This is a genomic window from Pseudomonas umsongensis (assembly GCF_002236105.1).
Classification (GTDB): Bacteria; Pseudomonadota; Gammaproteobacteria; order Pseudomonadales; family Pseudomonadaceae; genus Aquipseudomonas; species Aquipseudomonas umsongensis.
Genome location: NZ_NIWU01000004.1, coordinates 115,740 through 136,823, shown reverse-complemented (window position 1 = coordinate 136,823; position 21,084 = coordinate 115,740). Strand labels below are relative to the sequence as shown.

General features: G+C 60.1%; 16 protein-coding genes. 12 read left to right on the top strand and 4 right to left on the bottom strand.

The annotated features are described in order from the left end of the window. Window positions 1-67: 67 nt before the first annotated feature. From rnr to PSUM_RS20370, 11 genes are all read left to right on the top strand, one after another. Window positions 68-2,695, top strand: a complete 2,628-nt coding sequence (rnr, locus tag PSUM_RS20420) for a ribonuclease R (protein WP_083350056.1) — start codon at window positions 68-70, stop codon at window positions 2,693-2,695. Further along, complete coding sequence (gene rlmB / locus PSUM_RS20415) at window positions 2,692-3,459, top strand: 23S rRNA (guanosine(2251)-2'-O)-methyltransferase RlmB (RefSeq protein WP_020797700.1); 768 nt, start codon at window positions 2,692-2,694, stop codon at window positions 3,457-3,459. Before rnr ends, rlmB begins: the two co-directional genes overlap by 4 nt. A gap of 303 nt (window positions 3,460-3,762) precedes the next feature. Then, on the top strand, window positions 3,763-4,185 hold the full coding sequence (gene rpsF, locus PSUM_RS20410) for a 30S ribosomal protein S6 (RefSeq protein ID WP_003217491.1): 423 nt from the start codon (window positions 3,763-3,765) through the stop codon (window positions 4,183-4,185). A gap of 28 nt (window positions 4,186-4,213) precedes the next feature. Further along, window positions 4,214-4,444 (top strand): 30S ribosomal protein S18, encoded by a 231-nt coding sequence (gene rpsR / locus PSUM_RS20405; protein WP_002551829.1) that lies wholly within the window; start codon window positions 4,214-4,216, stop codon window positions 4,442-4,444. 36 nt (window positions 4,445-4,480) lie between these two features. Continuing rightward, window positions 4,481-5,374 carry a YybS family protein gene (locus PSUM_RS20400; protein ID WP_020797699.1) on the top strand — a complete coding sequence of 298 codons (894 nt, stop codon included), beginning with the start codon at window positions 4,481-4,483 and terminating at the stop codon, window positions 5,372-5,374. Window positions 5,375-5,393: 19 nt separating this feature from the next. Continuing rightward, window positions 5,394-5,840 (top strand): 50S ribosomal protein L9, encoded by a 447-nt coding sequence (gene rplI, locus PSUM_RS20395; protein WP_008058981.1) that lies wholly within the window; start codon window positions 5,394-5,396, stop codon window positions 5,838-5,840. A gap of 134 nt (window positions 5,841-5,974) precedes the next feature. Next, entirely contained in the window at window positions 5,975-7,372 is a 1,398-nt protein-coding gene (gene dnaB, locus PSUM_RS20390) for a replicative DNA helicase (RefSeq protein WP_008058980.1), read from the top strand. 189 nt (window positions 7,373-7,561) lie between these two features. Then, window positions 7,562-9,865: a YgiQ family radical SAM protein gene (locus PSUM_RS20385; RefSeq protein ID WP_020797698.1), complete on the top strand. Its 2,304-nt coding sequence runs from the start codon at window positions 7,562-7,564 to the stop codon at window positions 9,863-9,865. 372 nt (window positions 9,866-10,237) lie between these two features. Continuing rightward, window positions 10,238-13,513: a transglutaminase family protein gene (locus PSUM_RS20380; protein WP_083350057.1), complete on the top strand. Its 3,276-nt coding sequence runs from the start codon at window positions 10,238-10,240 to the stop codon at window positions 13,511-13,513. Between the two features lie 88 nt (window positions 13,514-13,601). Next, on the top strand, window positions 13,602-16,088 hold the full coding sequence (locus PSUM_RS20375) for a circularly permuted type 2 ATP-grasp protein (RefSeq protein ID WP_083350058.1): 2,487 nt from the start codon (window positions 13,602-13,604) through the stop codon (window positions 16,086-16,088). Continuing rightward, window positions 16,088-16,978: a transglutaminase family protein gene (locus tag PSUM_RS20370; protein ID WP_083350059.1), complete on the top strand. Its 891-nt coding sequence runs from the start codon at window positions 16,088-16,090 to the stop codon at window positions 16,976-16,978. The genes PSUM_RS20375 and PSUM_RS20370 overlap by 1 nt, the downstream gene beginning before the upstream one ends. A gap of 206 nt (window positions 16,979-17,184) precedes the next feature. Here PSUM_RS20370 and PSUM_RS20365 read toward each other — a convergent pair whose 3' ends face one another. Beyond that, a complete protein-coding gene (locus tag PSUM_RS20365; RefSeq protein WP_020797694.1) occupies window positions 17,185-17,376 on the bottom strand; it encodes a hypothetical protein in 192 nt (63 codons plus the stop codon). A gap of 69 nt (window positions 17,377-17,445) precedes the next feature. Beyond that, window positions 17,446-18,033: a cytokinin riboside 5'-monophosphate phosphoribohydrolase gene (locus tag PSUM_RS20360; protein ID WP_083350060.1), complete on the bottom strand. Its 588-nt coding sequence runs from the start codon at window positions 18,031-18,033 to the stop codon at window positions 17,446-17,448. Between the two features lie 343 nt (window positions 18,034-18,376). On the opposite strand from PSUM_RS20360, the gene azu reads away from it, so the two are divergent. After that, the gene (azu, locus tag PSUM_RS20355; RefSeq protein WP_020797692.1) at window positions 18,377-18,823 is read left to right on the top strand and encodes an azurin; all 447 of its coding nucleotides are present in this window, start codon (window positions 18,377-18,379) and stop codon (window positions 18,821-18,823) included. Window positions 18,824-19,011: 188 nt separating this feature from the next. Here azu and nadE read toward each other — a convergent pair whose 3' ends face one another. Next, window positions 19,012-19,839, bottom strand: coding sequence for an NAD(+) synthase (nadE, locus tag PSUM_RS20350; RefSeq protein ID WP_083350061.1), 828 nt, complete (start codon window positions 19,837-19,839; stop codon window positions 19,012-19,014). Between the two features lie 14 nt (window positions 19,840-19,853). Further along, on the bottom strand, window positions 19,854-21,059 hold the full coding sequence (pncB, locus tag PSUM_RS20345) for a nicotinate phosphoribosyltransferase (protein ID WP_020797623.1): 1,206 nt from the start codon (window positions 21,057-21,059) through the stop codon (window positions 19,854-19,856). Between the last annotated feature and the right edge of the window lie 25 nt (window positions 21,060-21,084).

The window sequence follows — 21,084 nt, the reverse complement described above, 5'->3', positions numbered from 1 at the left end:
TGAAATTTCCCGTTTCATTACGCCTATGCCAAACTAACCCGCATATAGACAAGGTGAAAACTCTCTAATGGCCGATTGGCAGTCCCTCGATCCCGAGGCCGCTCGTGAAGCGGAAAAATATGAAAACCCCATTCCTAGCCGCGAACTGATCCTTCAGCACCTTGCTGATCGAGGTTCGCCTGCTAACCGCGAGCAACTGGTCGAAGAGTTTGGTCTGACCACGGAAGACCAGATCGAAGCCCTGCGCCGCCGCCTGCGCGCCATGGAGCGCGATGCTCAACTCATCTATACCCGTCGCGGCACTTATGCGCCGGTGGACAAGCTCGACCTGATCCTGGGCCGCATCAGCGGTCACCGCGACGGCTTCGGCTTCCTGGTGCCGGACGACGGCAGTGACGACCTGTTCATGAGCCCGGCGCAAATGCGCCTGGTGTTTGACGGCGACCGTGCACTGGCGCGTGTTTCCGGGCTGGATCGTCGCGGTCGCCGCGAAGGCATGATCGTCGAAGTGGTGTCCCGTGCTCACGAGACAATCGTCGGTCGTTACTTCGAAGAAGGTGGCATCGGATTCGTCGTCGCAGATAATCCGAAGATCCAGCAGGAAGTGCTGGTGACGCCGGGTCGTAACGCGAACGCGCAGATCGGTCAGTTCGTCGAAGTGAAGATCACTCACTGGCCGACACCACGCTTCCAGCCGCAAGGCGATGTGGTCGAAGTCGTGGGCAACTACATGGCGCCGGGCATGGAGATCGACGTTGCCCTGCGTACCTACGACATTCCTCATGTCTGGCCTGATGCCGTACTCAAGGAAGCCAGCAAGCTCAAGCCGGAAGTCGAAGAGAAAGACAAAGAGAAGCGCATCGACCTGCGTCATCTGCCGTTCGTCACCATCGACGGCGAAGATGCCCGCGACTTCGATGATGCGGTCTACTGCGAAGCCAAGCCGGGCAAGCTGCGCCTGTTCTCCGGCGGCTGGAAGTTGTACGTGGCGATTGCCGACGTTTCCAGCTACGTGAAGCTCGGTTCGGCACTGGATGCCGAAGCTCAGGTTCGTGGCAACTCGGTGTACTTCCCCGAGCGCGTGATCCCGATGCTGCCTGAGCAGCTGTCCAATGGATTGTGCTCGTTGAACCCGCAGGTCGATCGCCTGGCCATGGTTTGCGAGATGACTATCTCCAAATCCGGCGAAATGACCGACTACTGCTTCTACGAAGCGGTGATCCACTCCCACGCCCGCCTGACCTACAACAAGGTCAGCGCGATGCTGGAAACGCCCAAAGCCAGCGAAGCCCGCAAGCTGCGTGGTGAATACACTGACGTGGTGCCGCACCTCAAGCAGCTGTATTCGTTGTACAAGGTATTGCTGGCGGCTCGTCACGTGCGTGGCGCGATCGATTTTGAAACCCAGGAAACCCGGATCATCTTCGGCTCCGAGCGCAAGATCGCGGAAATCCGTCCGACCATCCGCAATGACGCGCACAAGCTGATCGAGGAATGCATGTTGGCGGCCAACGTGGCCACCGCCGAGTTCCTCAAGAAGCACGAAATTCCTGCGTTGTACCGCGTTCACGACGGCCCGCCGCCGGAGCGCCTGGAAAAATTGCGCGCATTCCTCGGCGAACTCGGCCTGTCCCTGCACAAAGGCAAGGATGGCCCGTCGCCGAAGGATTACCAGGCACTGCTGGCTGGTATCAAGGATCGTCCGGATTTCCACCTGATCCAGACCGTGATGCTGCGTTCGTTGAGCCAGGCGGTGTACAGCGCCGATAACCAGGGTCACTTCGGCCTGAATTACGAGGCGTACACCCACTTCACCTCGCCGATCCGCCGCTACCCGGACTTGCTCACTCACCGGGCGATCCGCAGCGTGATCCATTCGAAGCAGGACACCCCGCACGTTCGCCGTGCCGGTGCGATGACCATTCCGAAGGCGCGCATCTATCCGTACGACGAAGCAGCCCTGGAGCAGCTCGGCGAGCAGTGCTCGATGAGCGAGCGCCGTGCCGATGAAGCGACCCGCGATGTCGTGAACTGGCTCAAGTGCGAGTTCATGAAAGATCGCGTTGGCGAGTCGTTCCCGGGTGTGATCACTGCGGTCACCGGCTTTGGCCTGTTCGTCGAGCTGACTGACATTTACGTCGAAGGCCTGGTGCACGTCACCGCGCTGCCGGGCGATTACTACCACTTCGATCCAGTGCATCACCGCCTGGCGGGTGAGCGAACCGGTCGTAGCTTCCGCCTTGGCGACACCGTTGAAGTACGCGTCATGCGCGTCGACCTCGACGAGCGCAAGATCGACTTCGAGATGGCCGAAAAAACCATCAGCGCGCCGATCGGCCGCAAAAAACGTGGCAGCGAAACCGCGGCACCTGCTGGCAAATCCGAAGCAGAGCCGGCGCCGGCGAAAACCGGTCGTCGTCCCGCCAAGGAAAAGGCAGTCGAGGCCTATCGTCCGAGCGATGCGGCGGCGAAAAATGCCGAAGTGCGCAAGAGCCGTGAAATGAAGCAGGCGTTGCTCGCCGGCGCGAAAAGCGGCGGTAAAGCGGCGTCTGCGGGAAAGACCAGTCGGTCGGCGCCTGACAAGGCTGTCGGCGGCAAGCCAGCCAAACCGAGCAAGCATCGTAAAGGTCCGCCAAAAGCGGGCTCGGCCCCAGCCAAAAGCGGCGGGGCGCGTAAACCTAAGGCCAAGTCATGAGTCAGTTGGAAAAGATCTACGGCGTACACGCTGTAGAAGCATTGTTGCGTCATCACCCGAAGCGCGTGAAGCAGATCTGGCTGGCTGAAGGCCGCGGTGATCCGCGGGTGCAGACGTTGATCGAGTTGGCCAACGAAAATCGTGTGCAGGTCGGCCAGGCCGAGCGTCGTGAAATGGACGCCTGGGTCGAGGGCGTGCACCAGGGCGTGGTTGCGGACGTCAGTCCGAGCCAGGTCTGGGGCGAGGCGATGCTCGACGAGCTACTCGATCGCACCGAAGGCGCACCGTTGCTGCTGGTACTCGACGGCGTGACCGATCCGCACAACCTGGGCGCCTGCCTGCGTTCTGCCGATGCGGCGGGTGCGCTGGCGGTGATCGTGCCGAAGGACAAGTCCGCAACCCTGACGCCGGTCGTGCGAAAGGTTGCGTGCGGGGCGGCGGAAGTGATTCCGCTGGTGGCCGTGACCAACCTGGCGCGTACCCTGGAAAAACTCCAGCAGCGTGGCCTGTGGGTCGTGGGCACGGCAGGGGAGGCCGAGGTCAGTCTGTATGACCAGGACCTGACCGGTCCGACCATCCTGATCATGGGCGCCGAAGGCAAAGGCATGCGCCGCCTGACCCGCGAGCATTGCGATTATCTGGTGAACTTGCCGATGGCCGGTAGCGTCAGCAGTCTCAACGTTTCCGTGGCGACGGGCGTATGCCTGTTCGAAGCGCAGCGTCAGCGCAGTGTCAAAGCCAAGGCTGCCGCCAAAAAGCCCTGATTGAAAAACCAACTGTAGGAGCCGGCTTGCGGGCGATATCGGAGTAACATTCAGCATCAATGTTGAATGTAGCGCCTCAATCGCGAGCAAGCTCGCTCCTACAGTGTTTTGTGGTGTGGCATGAATTGAGGGTTGTTCAAATAATCACCAATTCCCTTGCGCCTCCCACGCCCCTTCTCTACAATTGCGCCCCTTGCTGTGATGGCAGGCACCAACGTGTCTAGCGTCCACAAGTCCATAAGTGTCATTCACTCCTTGTCTGACCGCTTTTGAGCGGCAGGCTACAACCCGTAAGGAGCATTCATGCGTCATTACGAAATCATCTTTTTGGTCCACCCGGATCAAAGCGAGCAAGTCGGCGGCATGGTTGAGCGTTACACCAAGCTGATCGAAGAAGACGGCGGCAAAATCCACCGTCTGGAAGATTGGGGCCGTCGTCAACTGGCCTACGCAATCAACAATGTTCACAAGGCTCACTACGTGATGCTGAACGTTGAGTGCACTGGCAAGGCCCTGGCCGAGCTGGAAGACAACTTCCGCTACAACGATGCAGTGATCCGTAACCTGGTCATCCGTCGCGAAGAAGCCGTTACCGGCCAATCCGAGATGCTCAAGGCTGAAGAAAACCGCAGTGAGCGCCGTGAGCGTCGCGACCGTCCTGAGCACGAAGGCGCTGAAAGCGCTGATAGTGATGACAGCGACAACAGCGATAACGCTGACGAGTAATCCACGGACCTTTTAAGGAGCCTATCAAATGGCACGTTTCTTCCGTCGTCGTAAATTCTGCCGCTTCACCGCTGAAGACGTGAAAGAGATCGATTACAAAGATCTCAACACTCTGAAAGCTTATGTATCCGAGACCGGCAAAATCGTTCCAAGCCGCATCACCGGTACCAAAGCACGTTATCAGCGTCAGCTGGCCACCGCTATCAAGCGCGCCCGCTTCCTGGCCCTGCTGGCCTACACCGACAGCCACGGCCGCTGAGACCGGGCAGTCGACACGTAGCAAAGGATTGAATGTATGCGTGCCTTAGCTGAGTTCATCATGCGGGGCCGTATGCAGGCCACTCTCGTAGTGGCTGGATGCGCGGCATTGCCGTTGTTGTATTGGTTGGGTGCTGCCGCCGGATGCCTTGTGCTCCTGCGGCGCGGATTGAAGGACGCCCTGGGCGTTCTTGCTCTGGGACTGCTGCCGGCGTTGATCTGGTGGCTTTACTCCGACGACCCACGGGCACTTCTGGTGCTGCTGGGGTCTGCGAGCCTTGCGTTGGTTTTGCGCGCAAGCGAGTCCTGGAACCGCGTGCTGCTGGTCAGCATAGCGATGGGAGTGGTGTTTTCAGTGGTGCTGGGGGCGGTTTTTGGTCCCCAGATCGAGATGCTGGCGCAGGCTTTGATAAAAGTCATGCCGTCGCTACTCGGTGAGGTCTACCAGCAAATGTCGGTAGACGAGCAAGCGCGTTTCGCGTCCCTGATTACACCGATCCTGACCGGCCTGATTGCGGCCTTGTTGCAAATCGTCAGTGTGCTGAGCCTGATTGTCGGGCGCTACTGGCAGGCGTTGTTGTACAACCCCGGTGGTTTTGGTCGCGAGTTTCGCGCCGTCCGAATCCCGCTGGGTCCCGCGATGTTGCTGCTGGCGGGCATGGTTGTGACACCGAACCTTGGTGTCCAGATGTCCATGCTGGTACCGCTGTGCAGCGTACCGCTGGTTTTCGCCGGGCTGGCCCTGATTCACGGGTTGGTGGCGCAAAAGCGACTGGCCAAATTCTGGCTGGTGGGGTTGTACGTCACGCTGTTGCTGTTCATGCAGCTGATCTATCCGTTGCTGGTGGTCTTGGCCATCGTCGACAGCCTGATTGATTTTCGCGGTCGTCTCGCGCCGAAAGACGCCGATGACGCGAACGGTGAAGGTTAAAAGTTAAGAGGATTTTCACATGCAACTGATCCTTCTGGAAAAAGTCACCAACCTGGGCAACCTGGGTGACAAAGTGAACGTTAAGGCTGGTTACGGTCGTAACTACCTGCTGCCTTACGGCAAAGCTACCGCTGCGACCCCAGCCAACCTGGCTGCGTTCGAAGAGCGTCGTGCTGAGCTGGAAAAAGCCGCAGCAGATCGTAAATCGTCGGCTGAAAGCCGCGCTGCCCAACTGGCCGAGCTGGAAGTGACCATCACTGCCACCGCTGGCGACGAAGGCAAGCTGTTCGGTTCGATCGGTACTCACGACATCGCTGACGCACTGACCGCCTCCGGCGTTGAAGTAGCGAAAAGCGAAGTTCGTCTGCCGAACGGCACTATCCGTAACGTAGGTGAATTCGACGTAGCCGTGCACCTGCACGCCGAAGTTGAAGCCACTGTACGCGTTGTCGTGGTAGCAGCTTAAGCAGCACTTGTCGGCTGGCACCCTCGGGTGCTTGCCGGTAACATCGGGCACGATCCTGTTCACAGGTCGTGCCCTTTGTCTTTCTGGTAACGCCCGTTTTCAATCCCTGCTTTTCCTCAAACAACCAAGTGGCCATGAACGAAATCTCTGCTCCCGAGCAATACGATCTGCAAACCGCCGCGCTGAAGGTGCCGCCCCATTCCATCGAAGCCGAACAGGCTGTACTCGGTGGTCTGATGCTGGACAACAACGCCTGGGAGCGCGTGCTTGATCAAGTCTCCGACGGCGATTTCTATCGACATGACCACCGCCTGATTTTCCGTGCGATCGCCAAGCTGGCCGATCAGAACATGCCGATCGACGTCGTGACCCTGTCCGAGCAGTTGGACAAGGAAGGTCAGACCTCGCAAGTCGGTGGCCTGGGTTACCTGGGCGAACTGGCGAAAAACACGCCTTCGGTCGCCAACATCAAGGCCTACGCGCAAATCGTTCGTGAGCGGGCCACCCTGCGTCAGTTGATCGGTATCAGCACCGAGATCGCCGACAGTGCCTTCAACCCGGAAGGCCGTACCGCCGCCGAGATTCTCGATGAAGCCGAGCGGCAGATCTTCCAGATCGCCGAGGCCCGGCCGAAAACCGGTGGCCCGGTGGGTGTGAATGACCTGCTGACCAAGGCCATCGATCGCATCGACACCCTGTTCAACACTGACAACGCCATCACTGGCCTCTCCACCGGCTACACCGACCTCGACGAGAAGACCAGCGGCCTGCAGCCGGCGGACTTGATCATCGTCGCCGGCCGTCCGTCCATGGGTAAGACCACCTTTGCCATGAACCTGGTGGAAAATGCCGTATTGCGCAGCGAGAAAGCGGTTCTGGTTTACTCGCTGGAGATGCCAGGCGAATCGCTGATCATGCGTATGCTGTCGTCCCTCGGCCGAATCGACCAGACCAAGGTACGTTCCGGCCAGTTGGAAGATGACGATTGGCCACGCCTGACCTCGGCGGTCAACCTGCTCAACGATCGCAAGCTGTTCATCGACGATACCGCCGGCATCAGCCCCTCGGAAATGCGTGCACGAACCCGCCGCCTGGTGCGTGAGCATGGCGAAGTCGGCTTGATCATGATCGACTACCTGCAACTCATGCAGATCCCGGGCTCCAGCGGTGACAACCGGACCAACGAGATTTCCGAGATCTCCCGGTCCCTGAAAGCCCTGGCCAAGGAATTCAACTGCCCGGTCGTTGCGCTGTCCCAGCTGAACCGTTCCCTGGAACAACGCCCGAACAAGCGCCCGGTGAACTCCGACTTGCGTGAATCCGGAGCGATCGAGCAGGACGCCGACGTGATTATGTTCGTGTACCGCGACGAGGTGTATCACCCGGAGACCGAGCACAAAGGCATTGCCGAGATCATCATCGGCAAGCAGCGGAACGGGCCGATCGGCTTTATTCGCCTGGCCTTTATCGGCAAATACACGCGGTTCGAGAACCTGGCGCCCGGTAGCTACAACTTCGACGACGACGAATAAGTTATAGCGTCTGCCATGGCCTCTTCGCGAGCAGGCTCGCTCCCACAGGTTCAGTGTGATCTCTGTGGGAGCGAGCCTGCTCGCGAATGGGGGTGGCGCAATTTCCGACCACAGTCGTCGGAATTGGTCAAAATTTGTGCTATATTCCGCGCCCGCGAAATTCAATGAAAGCCAACACCGGTTATCGACATGCAAGCAGCCAAACCGTTATTTGACTATCCGAAGTACTGGGCCGAATGTTTCGGACCGGCGCCATTCCTGCCGATGAGCAGGGAGGAGATGGATCAGCTCGGCTGGGATTCCTGCGACATCATCATCGTCACCGGTGATGCCTACGTCGATCACCCGTCGTTCGGCATGGCGATCATCGGCCGGCTGCTGGAGTCCCAGGGCTTCCGCGTCGGGATCATTGCCCAACCGAACTGGCAGTCCAAAGACGACTTCATGAAGCTCGGCGAGCCGAACCTGTTCTTCGGTGTCGCGGCCGGCAACATGGACTCGATGATCAATCGCTACACCGCCGACAAGAAAATCCGTTCCGACGACGCCTACACCCCGGGTGGCCTGGCGGGCAAGCGTCCGGATCGCGCGAGCCTGGTCTACAGCCAGCGCTGCAAGGAAGCCTACAAGCACGTGCCGATCGTGCTGGGTGGCATTGAAGCGTCCCTGCGCCGCATCGCCCACTACGATTACTGGCAGGACCGGGTGCGTAACTCGATCCTGATCGACGCCTGCGCCGACATCCTGCTCTACGGCAACGCCGAACGTGCGATCGTCGAAGTTGCGCAGCGCCTGTCCTACGGTCACAAGATCGAAGACATCACCGATGTGCGCGGCACCGCGTTCATCCGTCGCGATACACCGAAAGACTGGTACGAAGTCGACTCCACGCGTATCGACCGTCCGGGCAAGATCGACAAGATCATCAACCCGTACGTGAACACCCAGGACACCCAGGCCTGCGCCATCGAGCAGGAAAAAGGTCCGGTTGAGGATCCACAGGAAGCCAAGGTCGTGCAGATCCTGGCCAGCCCGAAGATGACCCGCGACAAGACTGTGATTCGTCTGCCGTCGGTGGAAAAGGTCCGCAATGACGCTGTGCTCTACGCCCACGCCAACCGCGTGTTGCACCTGGAAACCAACCCGGGCAATGCCCGTGCCCTGGTGCAGAAGCACGGCGAAGTCGATGTCTGGTTCAACCCGCCACCGATTCCGATGACCACCGAAGAGATGGACTACGTCTTCGGCATGCCTTACGCACGCGTTCCGCATCCAGCGTATGGCAAGGAGAAGATCCCGGCCTACGACATGATCCGTTTCTCGGTGAATATCATGCGTGGCTGCTTCGGCGGCTGCACTTTCTGCTCGATCACCGAGCACGAAGGCCGGATCATCCAGAACCGCTCCCACGAATCGATTATCCGTGAGATCGAGGAAATTCGTGACAAGGTTCCCGGTTTTACCGGCGTGATCTCCGACCTGGGTGGTCCGACGGCGAATATGTACCGCATCGCCTGCAAGACCCCGGAAATCGAATCCGCGTGCCGCAAGCCGTCTTGCGTGTTCCCGGGCATCTGCCCGAACCTCAACACCGACCACTCGGCGCTGATCCAGTTGTACCGCAGCGCCCGTGAATTGCCGGGTGTGAAGAAGATCCTGATCGCCTCCGGCCTGCGCTACGACCTCGCGGTCGAGTCCCCGGAATACGTTAAAGAGCTGGTGACCCACCACGTTGGTGGCTACCTGAAGATCGCCCCGGAACATACCGAGGAAGGTCCGCTCAACCAGATGATGAAACCGGGCATCGGCAGCTATGACAAGTTCAAGCGCATGTTCGAGAAGTATTCCAAGGAAGCCGGGAAAGAGCAGTACCTGATTCCGTACTTCATCGCCGCCCACCCGGGCACCACCGACGAAGACATGATGAACCTGGCCCTGTGGCTCAAGGGCAACGGTTTCCGTGCCGACCAGGTGCAGGCGTTCTACCCGTCGCCGATGGCCACTGCCACCGCGATGTACCACTCGGGCAAGAACCCGCTGCGCAAGGTCACCTACAAGAGTGACGCGGTCACCATCGTCAAGAGCGAGGAGCAGCGTCGCCTGCACAAGGCGTTCCTGCGTTATCACGATCCGAAAGGCTGGCCGATGCTGCGTGAGGCGTTGACCCGCATGGGCCGCGCGGACCTGATCGGGCCGGGCAAGAACCAGTTGATCCCGCTGCACCAGCCGTCCACCGACAGCTATCAGAGTGCCCGTCGCAAGAACTCGACGCCGGCGGGCAGCCACAAGGTTGCAGGGGAAAAGACCACCAAGATCCTGACCCAGCACACCGGCCTGCCTCCACGCGCCAGCGATGGCGGCAACCCGTGGGACAAGCGTGAGCAGGCCAAGGCGGCGGCATTCGCTCGCAACCAGCAGGCGGCCAAGGAGCGCAAGGAAGCAGCCAAGGGCAAAGGGCCCAAGCCTGCGCGCAAGCCGGTCGTGCCGCGCTAAACCTCGCTTGAGCTGAACAGAACGCCAACCTTCGGGTTGGAGTTTTGCATTTCTGTACCGACGACACCTGTGGCGAGGGGATTTATCCCCGACGGGCTGCGAAGCAGTCCCAACAACCGGCACCCACAAATGATCAGGTGAACGACTCTGCGACTGCTTCGCAGTCGAACGGGGATAAATCCCCTCGCCACAGGTTTGGTGCTCGCCACCATCCCCTCGCCACAAATCCGTGCAATCCTCTCCAACCAATTTCCTTCATCGCCCGATTTTGGTGCTGTACTGCCTCCTGCAACGGGAGAAAGCGCCAGCACTGCTGGATGGCATAAGTCTTGCGCGCTTTCCAATACGCTTAGGGCTCGCAGGAGGCACGCCGTGTCGATTCATGTCGCATTGCACCACGTCACACATTACCGCTATGACCGCGCTGTCGAATTGGGGCCGCAGATCGTTCGCCTGCGTCCCGCCGCCCACAGCCGCACGCGGATACTGTCCTACGCGCTGAAAATTTCGCCCGAGCAGCATTTCATTAATTGGCAGCAGGACCCCCAGGGTAATTACCTGGCACGGCTAGTGTTTCCGGAAAAAACCAACGAGTTGCGGATCGAGGTCGATCTGTTGGCGGAAATGGCGGTGTTCAATCCGTTCGACTTTTTCCTCGAGCCCTACGCCGAAAAGATTCCCTTCACTTACGCCACCGACGAGCGCAAGGAGCTGGCGCCATACCTGGAAACCTTGCCCCTGACGCCAAAGTTCAAGGCTTATCTGGACGGCATCGACCGCACGCCATTGCCCGCTGTGGATTTCCTCGTCGCGCTCAACCAGCGTCTTAGCGAAGACATCAACTACCTGATCCGCATGGAACCGGGAGTGCAAACGCCCGAGCACACCTTGGAGCAGGCCTCCGGTTCCTGTCGCGATTCAGCGTGGCTGCTGGTGCAACTGCTGCGTCACCTGGGGCTGGCCGCACGTTTCGTGTCGGGTTACCTCATCCAATTGACCGCCGACCTGAAAAGCCTCGACGGTCCTTCCGGGACGGAAGTGGACTTCACCGACCTGCACGCCTGGTGCGAGGTGTACCTGCCCGGTGCTGGCTGGATCGGCCTGGATGCAACCTCAGGGCTGTTTGCCGGTGAAGGGCATATTCCGTTGGCCTGTAGTCCCGATCCCTCCTCTGCGGCACCGATCAGCGGCTTGGTGGAGCGGTGCGAGTGCGAATTCAGCCATGAAATGTCGGTGGAGCGGATCTGGGAAGCCCCGCGGGTCACAAAGCCCTACACCGAAGAGCAGTGGCTGGCGATCCAGGCCCTGGGCCGGCAGATCGATGCCGACCTGCTCGAAGGCGACGTGCGCCTGACCATGGGCGGTGAGCCGACCTTTGTGTCCATCGACGACCCGGACGGTGCCGAGTGGAACACCGCAGCGCTGGGACCGAACAAGCGTCGACTGTCCGCCGAACTGTTCCAGCGCATGCGAAACCGTTATGCCCCGCAAGGCCTGGTGCATTATGGCCAGGGCAAATGGTATCCCGGTGAACAACTGCCGCGCTGGTCGCTCAATTGCTATTGGCGCCGCGACGGCGTGCCGATCTGGCACGACAGCGCGCTAATTGCCGACGAGCAACAAGATTATGGCGCCGATGGCGAGTTGGCCGGGCGTTTTCTGGCGAGTGTCGCCGAGCGCTTGAACATTCCTACGCGCTTTGTGTTTCCAGCCTACGAAGACAATTTCTATTACCTCTGGCGCGAAGGGGCTTTGCCGCAAAATGTCAGCGCCGAAGACTCACGACTCGAAGAGCCGCTGGAGCGTGCGCGTTTGCGCAAAGTCTTCAGTCAGGGCCTCGACAAGGTGATTGGCCAAGTCCTGCCGTTAGCGCGCACCGCCAAGGGTGATCAGTGGCAAAGCGGCCGCTGGTATCTGCGTGACGAACATTGCCGCCTGGTGCCGGGAGACTCGCCATTGGGCTATCGTCTGCCGCTGGGTTCGCAGCCGTGGGTGAAGGCGGCAGAGTATCCGTTCATTCATCCAAATGATCCCAACCAGGATTTCCCGGCGCTGCCTGGCACGGAGCAAATACAGCGCCAAGGTGCGGCGGCGCTGATTGAAGATCGGGCCCCCAAGGTCGATGAGTCCGCCGATTGGCTGACCCGCACCGCCTTCTGCGCCGAAGCGCGGGACGGCCGGTTGTACCTGTTCATGCCGCCGCTGGAGCGGGTCGAAGACTATCTGGAGTTAGTGACAGCCATCGAAGCCACGGCCCGGGAGCTCGATTGCCCGGTATTGCTGGAGGGATACGAACCGCCGGGCGATCCGCGCCTGGGCAACTTTCGCATCACCCCCGATCCCGGCGTGATCGAAGTCAACGTGCAGCCATCCGCGACGTGGGACGAGTTGGTCGAACGCACCGAGTTTCTTTACGAAGAAGCGCGCCAGACCCGACTCACCACCGAAAAATTCCTGATCGACGGCCGACACACCGGCACCGGTGGGGGCAACCACTTCGTACTGGGAGGCGCGACACCGGCGGATTCACCGTTTCTGCGGCGTCCGGATCTGCTGCGCAGCCTGATCAGCTACTGGCATAATCATCCGTCCTTGTCCTACCTGTTTTCCGGCTTGTTTATCGGCCCGACGTCCCAGGCCCCGCGGGTCGACGAAGCGCGCAACGACGCCTTGTATGAACTGGAAATCGCCTTCGCCCAGATGCCCGGGCCGGGCGAGGAGTGCGCGCCCTGGCTGGTGGATCGACTGCTGCGTAACCTGTTGATCGACGTGACCGGCAACACCCATCGCGCCGAGTTCTGCATCGACAAGCTCTATTCACCGGATGGCGCGACCGGTCGCCTGGGCTTGCTGGAGCTGCGCGCCTTTGAAATGCCACCCCATGCACGCATGAGTCTGGCCCAGCAGCTCTTGCTGCGGGCGTTGGTAGCACGGTTCTGGCGTGAGCCTTATGCACCGCCGAAGCTGGCGCGCTGGGGCACCGAGCTGCACGACCGGTTCCTGTTGCCGCATTTTATCGAGCAGGATTTTGCTGACGTTATTGCCGATCTCAATGTCGCCGGTTATCCAGTGCGGGCAGAGTGGTTCGCGGCGCACCTGCAGTTCCGTTTTCCCAAGGTCGGAGACTACGCTGTCAATGGCATCGCCCTGGAACTGCGCCAGGCACTTGAGCCGTGGCATGTGTTGGGCGAGGAGGGCGCGGTCGGCGGTACGGTGCGTTACGTCGACTCGTCCCTGGAGCGCCTGCAGGTCAAGCTCAGTGGATTGCCGCCGCAACGCTACCTGCTGACCTGCAACGGTATACCTGTGCCGTTGCAGCCCACTGGGCGGGTCGGCGAATTCGTCGCCGGTGTGCGCTTCCGTGCCTGGCAACCGGCCAACTGCCTGCAACCGACCATCCCGGTCCATGCGCCGCTGGTGTTTGACCTGCTCGACACCTGGATGGGGCGTTCGCTGGGCGGTTGCCAGTATCACGTTGCCCATCCTGGCGGGCGCAACTACGAGGCATTGCCCGTGAACGCCAATGAAGCCGAGAGCCGGCGAATGGCGCGGTTCTTCCGTATCGGACACACGCCGGGGAAACTTCCGATACCGAAGATGGAAATTAACGACGAGCTGCCGATGACGCTCGATTTACGACGTTTCTAATTCGTACACGACGCCCGGATTTTTCGTCTATCCGGGTGTCATGAGCGTGCGTTAGTCTGACCGATCACTGCTGTCTGCCGAGCTTTCCATGCCTGACTTGCTAGACCGCTACCCGCTGACGGCGGGCACCTATCACGAACTGCTCGACGACAGCGGTGCCATTCGGCCGCACTGGCGTCGACTGTTCGACCAATTGCAGCGCAGCACACCCGCGCAGTTGGTGCAGCGTCAGGCGTTGCTGACCCGACAAATCCAGGAAAACGGCGTCACCTATAACGTCTACGCCGATCCCAAGGGCGCCGATCGGCCATGGGAGCTGGACTTGTTGCCCCATGTGATTGCCGCCGATGAGTGGGAGCAGTTGTCGGCCGGTATCGCCCAGCGTGCGCGCTTGCTCAATGCAGTACTGGCCGATCTCTATGGCCCTCAACGCTTGATCGCCGAAGGTCTGCTGCCGGCCGAACTGGTATTTGGCCACAACAATTTCCTCTGGCCCTGCCAGGGCATCAAGCCGCCTGACGGTGCTTTTTTGCATCTGTTCGCCGTTGATCTGGCGCGCACGCCCGATGGCCGCTGGTGGGTAACCGCCGATCGCACGCAAGCGCCGTCCGGGGCTGGCTACGCCCTGGAAAACCGCACCATCGTGTCCCGGGCCTTTCCCGAGTTGTACCGTGATTTGAAGGTGCAGCACCTGGCGGGGTTCTTCCGCACCCTCCAGGAAACACTGGCGCGTCAGGCGCCAAGCGACGATGACGCACCGCTGGTGGTCCTGCTGACGCCGGGGCGGTTCAACGAAAGCTATTTCGAACACCTGTACCTGGCTCGTCAGCTCGGCTATCCGTTGGTGGAAGGTGGCGACCTCACGGTGCGCGATGCCACGGTCTACCTGAAGACCCTGAGTGGCTTGCGCCGGGTCCACGCGATCATGCGTCGGCTCGACGACGACTTCTGCGACCCGCTGGAGTTGCGCACCGACTCGGCCCTGGGCGTTCCGGGCCTGCTCGAAGCCGTGCGCCAGGGGCGGGTGCTGGTGGCCAACGCACTCGGCAGTGGCGTGCTGGAGTCGCCAGGCTTGCTGGGTTTCCTGCCGAAGATCAACCAGTACCTGTTTGGCGAAGAATTGATCCTGCCGTCCATAGCCACCTGGTGGTGCGGTGAGGCGCCGGTGCTGGCCCAGGCCCTGGAAAAACTACCGGAATTGCTGATTAAACCGGCGTTTCCGTCCCAAAGCTTTGCACCGGTATTTGGCCGCGATTTGAGTGAAAAGCAGCGTCAGGTCCTGGCCGAGCGCATGCAGGCGCGGCCCTATGCTTATGTTGCGCAAGAACTCGCGCAATTGTCCCAAGCGCCGATATGGCAAGCCGAGGACGGTCAACTGCAACCCCGGGCCATCGGCATGCGTGTGTATGCGGTGGCCAGTCGCGACGGCTATCGGGTGCTGCCGGGTGGCTTGACCCGAGTGGCCGCGCAGGCGGATGCCGAGGTGGTATCGATGCAGCGCGGCGGGGCGAGCAAGGACACCTGGGTGCTGGGCGAACGTCCACCGAACGGCGAACAGTGGAAAGCCCAGCGCAATATCGGCGTGCATGACCTGGTGCGCCGTGATCCTTACCTGCCATCGCGGGTGGTGGAAAACCTGTTCTGGTTCGGCCGTTACTGTGAACGCTGCGATGACAGCGCCCGATTGCTGCGAATCATGCTGGCACGTTATGTCGACGGCGATGACCCGCAGGCCCTGGAGGCTGCGGTCGATCTTGGCGAACGATTGATGTTGTTGCCTGACGAAGGTGAGCTGCCGGAGCGGTTGCTGGCGGCGATACTCGGCGATGACTGGCCGTTCAGCCTGCGTTCCAACCTGCAACGTTTGCAATGGGCGGCCTCGCAAGTGCGTGGCAAGCTCTCGCGGGAGAATTGGCAGGCGTTGGTGGAGTTGCAACGCGAAGCGATGGAACTCGAGACCGAAGAACCGGACTTCGGCGAGTTACTCGACTTCCTCAACCGGCTGGTGATGTCCTTGGCGGCGCTGTCCGGTTTTGCCCTGGACGACATGACCCGGGACGAAGGCTGGCGATTCCTGATGATCGGTCGGCGGATCGAGCGCCTTCAATTTCTAAGCGCTAGCCTGGCAGCGTTCCTGCGTGGCGCCGGGGCTTTTGATCAGGCAGGGCTGGAGTGGTTGCTGGAGCTGGGCAACAGCAGCATTACCTATCGTTCGCGGTACCTGGCGGTGGCGCAATTGATCCCGGTACTCGACCTGTTATTGCTTGATGAGCAGAACCCGCACGCGGTGCTGTTCCAGTTGAAGCTGGTGACCCGCACGCTCAAGCGCCTGTGCGACGACTTTGGCTTACCTCGCGAAGCGGGCCTGCCACAGTTGGTGGAGCGTCTGGCGCGTTTCGATCTGGGCTGCCTGGAAAACCCGTTGTTTGGCGCCGCCAGCGTGCGTGCTGCCGTCGAAGGGCTGGCTGATCTGCTGCAAGAGATTGCCGATGCGAGCGGGCAGGTATCGGATCGCCTGGCCTTGCGTCACTTCGCCCACGTCGATGATGTCAGCCAGCGCACGGTGTCCGTCTGATGAGCGCTCATTACCAGATTTTCCACGATACCCATTATCACTACGACAGTCCGGTGTCCTTGGCCCAGCAACTGGCGCATTTGTGGCCCAGGCCTTGTGAATGGCAGCGATGCAGCGACCAGCAATTGCAGATCAGTCCGGACCCGACTTCACGCCGCGATGAGCTGGATGTGTTCGGAAACCCGTTGACCCGGTTGGCGTTCGAGCGCCCCCATGATGAACTGCTGGTCAATGCTAGCCTGACGATTGAGGTACTGCCCCGGTCCCGGGTCGATTTCAATCGATCCCCAGCGTGGGAAGATACCCGCAACGTGCTGACCTACAGCAGCCAGGCGCTTTCGCCGCAGTTGCTTGAAGCCTGCCGATACCGGTTCGAATCACCTTATGTGCATCTGAAGCGCAACTTCGTTGAATTTTCCGAGAGCTGTTTTCCGGCGGGGCGGCCGCTGTTGCTCGGGGTCCAGGCCTTGATGGAGAAAATCTTCAGTGAGTTCACTTTCGATGCCGAAGCGACGCAGGTCGCGACCCCCCTGGTGGAAGTGCTGGAGCGACGGCGCGGGGTTTGCCAGGATTTCGCCCACCTGATGCTCGCATGCGTACGCTCTCGTGGGTTGGCTGCGCGCTATGTCAGCGGCTACCTGTTGACCCAGCCGCCGCCCGGTCAGCCGCGATTGATCGGCGCCGATGCGTCCCATGCCTGGGTGTCAGTGTTTTGTCCGGTGTGGGGCTGGGTGGACTTCGATCCGACCAACAATGTGCAACCGGCGCTGGAACACATCACCCTGGCCTGGGGCCGGGACTTTTCCGATGTGTCGCCGTTGCGTGGAGTCATTCTGGGGGGCGGCAATCATGATCCCGAGGTTCGGGTCACAGTGATGCCGTTGGAGTAACGACGATCACCATGTGGGAGCGGGCTTGCTCGCGAAAGCGATCCTTCAGTTACATAAATACTGGATGTGCCGCCGTCTTCGCGAGCAAGCCCGCTCCCACAAAGGAATATGCAGTATTTCGGAATGGACAGTGAGGGCCGGCAGCATCGCCGCCAACCCCGGTCACAGATCCGTGGGCCCGATCAAATCATCCGGCCCGGAGGGGCTCAGGCGTCGGGCGCCTGATCTTTCGGTGCCTCTACATCACTTTCTGCCGCCACTTCACCTTCTGCATCCGGGTTCAGTGCCGCTGCGTCTTCTTCAGCCATTGCTTTCTTGCGCTGAAGCTTTTCCTCTTTCTTCTGTTCCTTGGCCAGGTCTCTCTGACGTTTGGCGAAGGAGTAATTGGGTTTGGCCATGGGCGATCCTCTGGGGTCGAAGGTGAGGTTTGAGCGGCGCGTATTCTGCCCTGTATCGGTGTCGAGTCGTTAGTCGGGTTTTTGCTCGACCCATTTTGGCGCAACGGTCGGTTGCCAACGATCCAGGGCGTCGAGCAGCGTCTGTGGCGATTCGCTCACCTGCAGCATGTCACGGTGTGCCGCGCGAACGAAGCCTTCGCCGACGATATGATCGAGAAAACCAGTGAGTTTGCTGTAGAAGCCGTTCACTTCAAGCAAGCCCATCGGTTTGCCGTGGTAACCCAGCTGGCCCCAGGTCCACACTTCGAACAACTCTTCCAGGGTGCCCAGGCCGCCGGGCAAAGCGATGAAAGCATCGCTGAGTTCAGCCATCCGCGCCTTGCGCGCATGCATGCCGTCGACCACTTCAAGGCGGGTCAGGCCACTGTGGCCGATTTCCTTGTCCTTTAAGCTCTGCGGAATGATGCCGATCACTTCGCCACCTGCCGCCAGTGCCGCATCGGCGACGACGCCCATCAGGCCCACTGCGCCACCACCGTAGACCAGGGTCAGCTTGCGTTCGGCCAAGGCCTGGCCAAGCGCCACGGCTGCTTCACGGTAAGCGGGGTTCGTGCCAGTGCTAGCGCCGCAGAACACACAAACGGATGCTAAAGACATGCATTACTCCTGGGTCGATCAGGGCCACAGAGTAAAGGCAGGCGCGCTGCGCTCCAAGGGCTAAACTTCGCGTTTGGGCGTTTCGCAGGTTCCGCTGGCCCCACAGGCATACGCGGCGAGCAAGCTGCACAACAGGGTATTGATAGACACGACAGGCGCTCCGAAAAATGAGGACGCTCTGATGATAGGGCCGGGGCAGGCACCTGGCTGGTAGATTGTCTCGATCGGTCCCATAGCCCGAAAGTTGTATACAATTTTTGCTTCAGGTCATAGGAACTTGCGAAGTTTTCAGGCAGTCTTCTGTTCATTCGCATGTTCATTCACCCTGCCTTGGAGATTCACCATGTTTGCCAAACTTGTTGCGGTATCCCTGTTGACACTGGCGAGCAGCCAATTGATGGCTGCCGAATGCAAAGTCACCGTTGACTCTACTGACCAAATGTCCTTCAACACCAAGGCCATTGAAATCGACAAGAGTTGCAAGACCTTCACCGTTGAATTGACCCATTCTGGCAGCCTGCCGAAAAACGTCATGGGCCATAACCTGGTGATCAGTAAAGAAGCCGACATGCAGCCGATCGCCACCGACGGCCTGAGTGCTGGCATCGACAAGAACTACCTGAAGGAAGGCGACGCCCGCGTCATCGCTCACACCAAGGTCATCGGCGCCAAGGAAACCGACTCGGTGACCTTCGACGTGTCCAAGCTCGATGCCAACGAGAAGTACGGCTTCTTCTGCTCGTTCCCGGGCCACATCTCGATGATGAAAGGCACTGTGACCCTGAAATAAGCAGGTTCACCGCGTTATCGTTCTTCGCGAGCAGGCTCGCTCCCACAATTAGACCGCAATCAAATGTGGGAGCGAGCCGGCTCCGGGCGGCGTTCCGACGAATGGGCCATCGGCTTCAGCAAATGTGCTGGCCAAAGAAAAGCCCGCTGAGAATCACTCCTCAGCGGGCTTTTTCATTCACTCACGCCTCAAGGCGCAAATGGCATCACGCGCTTGTGATGAGTCTTGTTGTACGTGTCGACAATGATCTTGAACGCTTCCTCGCGCACCGGCTCGCCGTGCAGGAAGGCGTCGATCTCGGCGTACGTCACGCCATGGGACGCTTCATCCGGTTTGCCCGGTGACAGGTCTTCAAGGTCGGCGGTCGGGATTTTCTCCACCAGCGCCTCCGGCGCGCCGAAGCTGCGGGCGATGGCACGGACCTGGTTTTTCACCAGGCCACTGAGCGGTGCCAGGTCGCAGGCGCCGTCACCGAACTTGGTGAAGAAACCCATCACCGCTTCCGCGGCATGATCGGTGCCGATCACCAGGCCATGGGCCGCGCCGGCGATGGTGTACTGGGCGACCATGCGCATGCGCGCCTTGGTGTTGCCGAGCACGAAGTCCACCGACACCGCGTGTTTGCCTTCGAACGCCGCGACTTCGTTGGCCAGGGATTTGACCGCCGGGCCGATGTTCACCGTGTGGCGCTCATCCGGCTTGATGAAATCCACGGAGGCCTGGGCGTCATGTTCATCGAACTGGGTTTCGTACGGCAACCGCACGGCGATGAATTTGTAGGCGGCATCACCGCTGCGCTGACGCAGTTCACGGACCGCACGCTGGGCCAGCAGCCCGGCAGTCAGCGAGTCGACGCCGCCACTGATGCCCAGCACCAGTGTCTTGAGCCCGGAATTGACCAGGCAATCCTGGATGAAGGTAACCCGCCGGGCGACTTCCGCTTCGAGGGCGGCTTCGTCGGCGAACGGCGGTTGAACCTTGAGCTGTTCAGCAATCTCACGCTGTACGGCTTGCATGAATTCACTCCTTGCTAGAGGGGGGCAGGAACTTGGAAAACGTGTCGCAGATAAGCGACGAAATTCGGGTCTTTGCAGTGAGTCTTGCCGGGCTCGTCGGAGATCTTCGCCACCGGCGCGCCGTTGCAGGCGGTCATTTTAAGCACGATGCTCATCGGTTCGACACCCGGAATATCACACGTCAGGTTGGTGCCGATACCGAAGCTGACGTTGATTCGACCCCGCAACGCCCGAAAAATCTCCAGGGACTTGGGCAGCGTCAGGCTGTCGGAAAAGGTCAGCGTCTTGCTCATGGGGTCGATGCCGAGCTTGTGGTAGTGCGCGATGGCTTTTTCCGCCCATACCACCGGATCGCCCGAATCGTGGCGCAAACCGTCGAACAGTTTGGCGAAAAACAGGTCGAAATCACCCAGGAATGCATCGATGGTGATGCAGTCGGTCAGCGCAATCCCTAGCAGGCCACGGTATTCGCGGACCCAGCAATCGAGGGCGGCGATCTGGCTGTCGATCAGCCGCGGGCCGAGTTGCTGGTGGGCCATGATCCATTCGTGGGCCATGGTGCCCAGCGGTTTCATGTCCAGTTCCCGGGACAGGTGCACATTGCTGGTACCAACGAAGCGCCCGGGGAAATCATGCTTGAGCACGTTCACCACTTCTTCCTGCACACGGTAGGAAAAACGACGACGGGTGCCGAAATCGGCTACCTGCAATTCGGACAATTCGTCGCTGCTGGCGTTGGCGGTCAGCCAGTCGAACTTGCGATAGAGCTGCTCGCGCGCCTGTTCCAGGACAATCTCCCGATAGCGGTATCGGTTACGCACCTCACTGACGATTGCCAGAATCGGTACCTCGAACAGGATCACGTGCAACCACGGCCCCCGCAAACGGATGAACAATTCGCCGTTTTCGATGCCGGTGTGGATATAGCGCAGGTTAAAGCGAAACAGCCCGAGAAAGCGCAGAAAATCCGGTTTCAGGAAGCTGATGCGCTCCAGGAAACTCAATTGATCGGCGCTCAGGCTCAATTCGGCCAGCCGTTCGATCTGGAAGCGGATCTCTGCCAGATACGGGCGCAAATCTTCGCTGTTACGGCAACGAAACTCCCATTCGACTTCTACGTTCGGGTAGTTGTGCAGCACCGCCTGCATCATCGTCAGTTTGTAGAAGTCGGTGTCGAGCAGGTTCTGCACGATGCGATCGGCAAACACACTCTCGCTCATAACGGGGGTTCTCCACATGGAATAA

Coding starts and splice junctions, on each gene's coding strand:
- rnr (WP_083350056.1), top strand. CDS start 68: ATGGCCGATTGGCAGTCCCTCGATCCCGAGGCCGCTCGTGAAGCGGAA.
- rlmB (WP_020797700.1), top strand. CDS start 2,692: ATGAGTCAGTTGGAAAAGATCTACGGCGTACACGCTGTAGAAGCATTG.
- rpsF (WP_003217491.1), top strand. CDS start 3,763: ATGCGTCATTACGAAATCATCTTTTTGGTCCACCCGGATCAAAGCGAG.
- rpsR (WP_002551829.1), top strand. CDS start 4,214: ATGGCACGTTTCTTCCGTCGTCGTAAATTCTGCCGCTTCACCGCTGAA.
- PSUM_RS20400 (WP_020797699.1), top strand. CDS start 4,481: ATGCGTGCCTTAGCTGAGTTCATCATGCGGGGCCGTATGCAGGCCACT.
- rplI (WP_008058981.1), top strand. CDS start 5,394: ATGCAACTGATCCTTCTGGAAAAAGTCACCAACCTGGGCAACCTGGGT.
- dnaB (WP_008058980.1), top strand. CDS start 5,975: ATGAACGAAATCTCTGCTCCCGAGCAATACGATCTGCAAACCGCCGCG.
- PSUM_RS20385 (WP_020797698.1), top strand. CDS start 7,562: ATGCAAGCAGCCAAACCGTTATTTGACTATCCGAAGTACTGGGCCGAA.
- PSUM_RS20375 (WP_083350058.1), top strand. CDS start 13,602: ATGCCTGACTTGCTAGACCGCTACCCGCTGACGGCGGGCACCTATCAC.
- PSUM_RS20370 (WP_083350059.1), top strand. CDS start 16,088: ATGAGCGCTCATTACCAGATTTTCCACGATACCCATTATCACTACGAC.
- PSUM_RS20365 (WP_020797694.1), bottom strand. CDS start 17,376: ATGGCCAAACCCAATTACTCCTTCGCCAAACGTCAGAGAGACCTGGCC.
- PSUM_RS20360 (WP_083350060.1), bottom strand. CDS start 18,033: ATGTCTTTAGCATCCGTTTGTGTGTTCTGCGGCGCTAGCACTGGCACG.
- azu (WP_020797692.1), top strand. CDS start 18,377: ATGTTTGCCAAACTTGTTGCGGTATCCCTGTTGACACTGGCGAGCAGC.
- nadE (WP_083350061.1), bottom strand. CDS start 19,839: ATGCAAGCCGTACAGCGTGAGATTGCTGAACAGCTCAAGGTTCAACCG.
- pncB (WP_020797623.1), bottom strand. CDS start 21,059: ATGAGCGAGAGTGTGTTTGCCGATCGCATCGTGCAGAACCTGCTCGAC.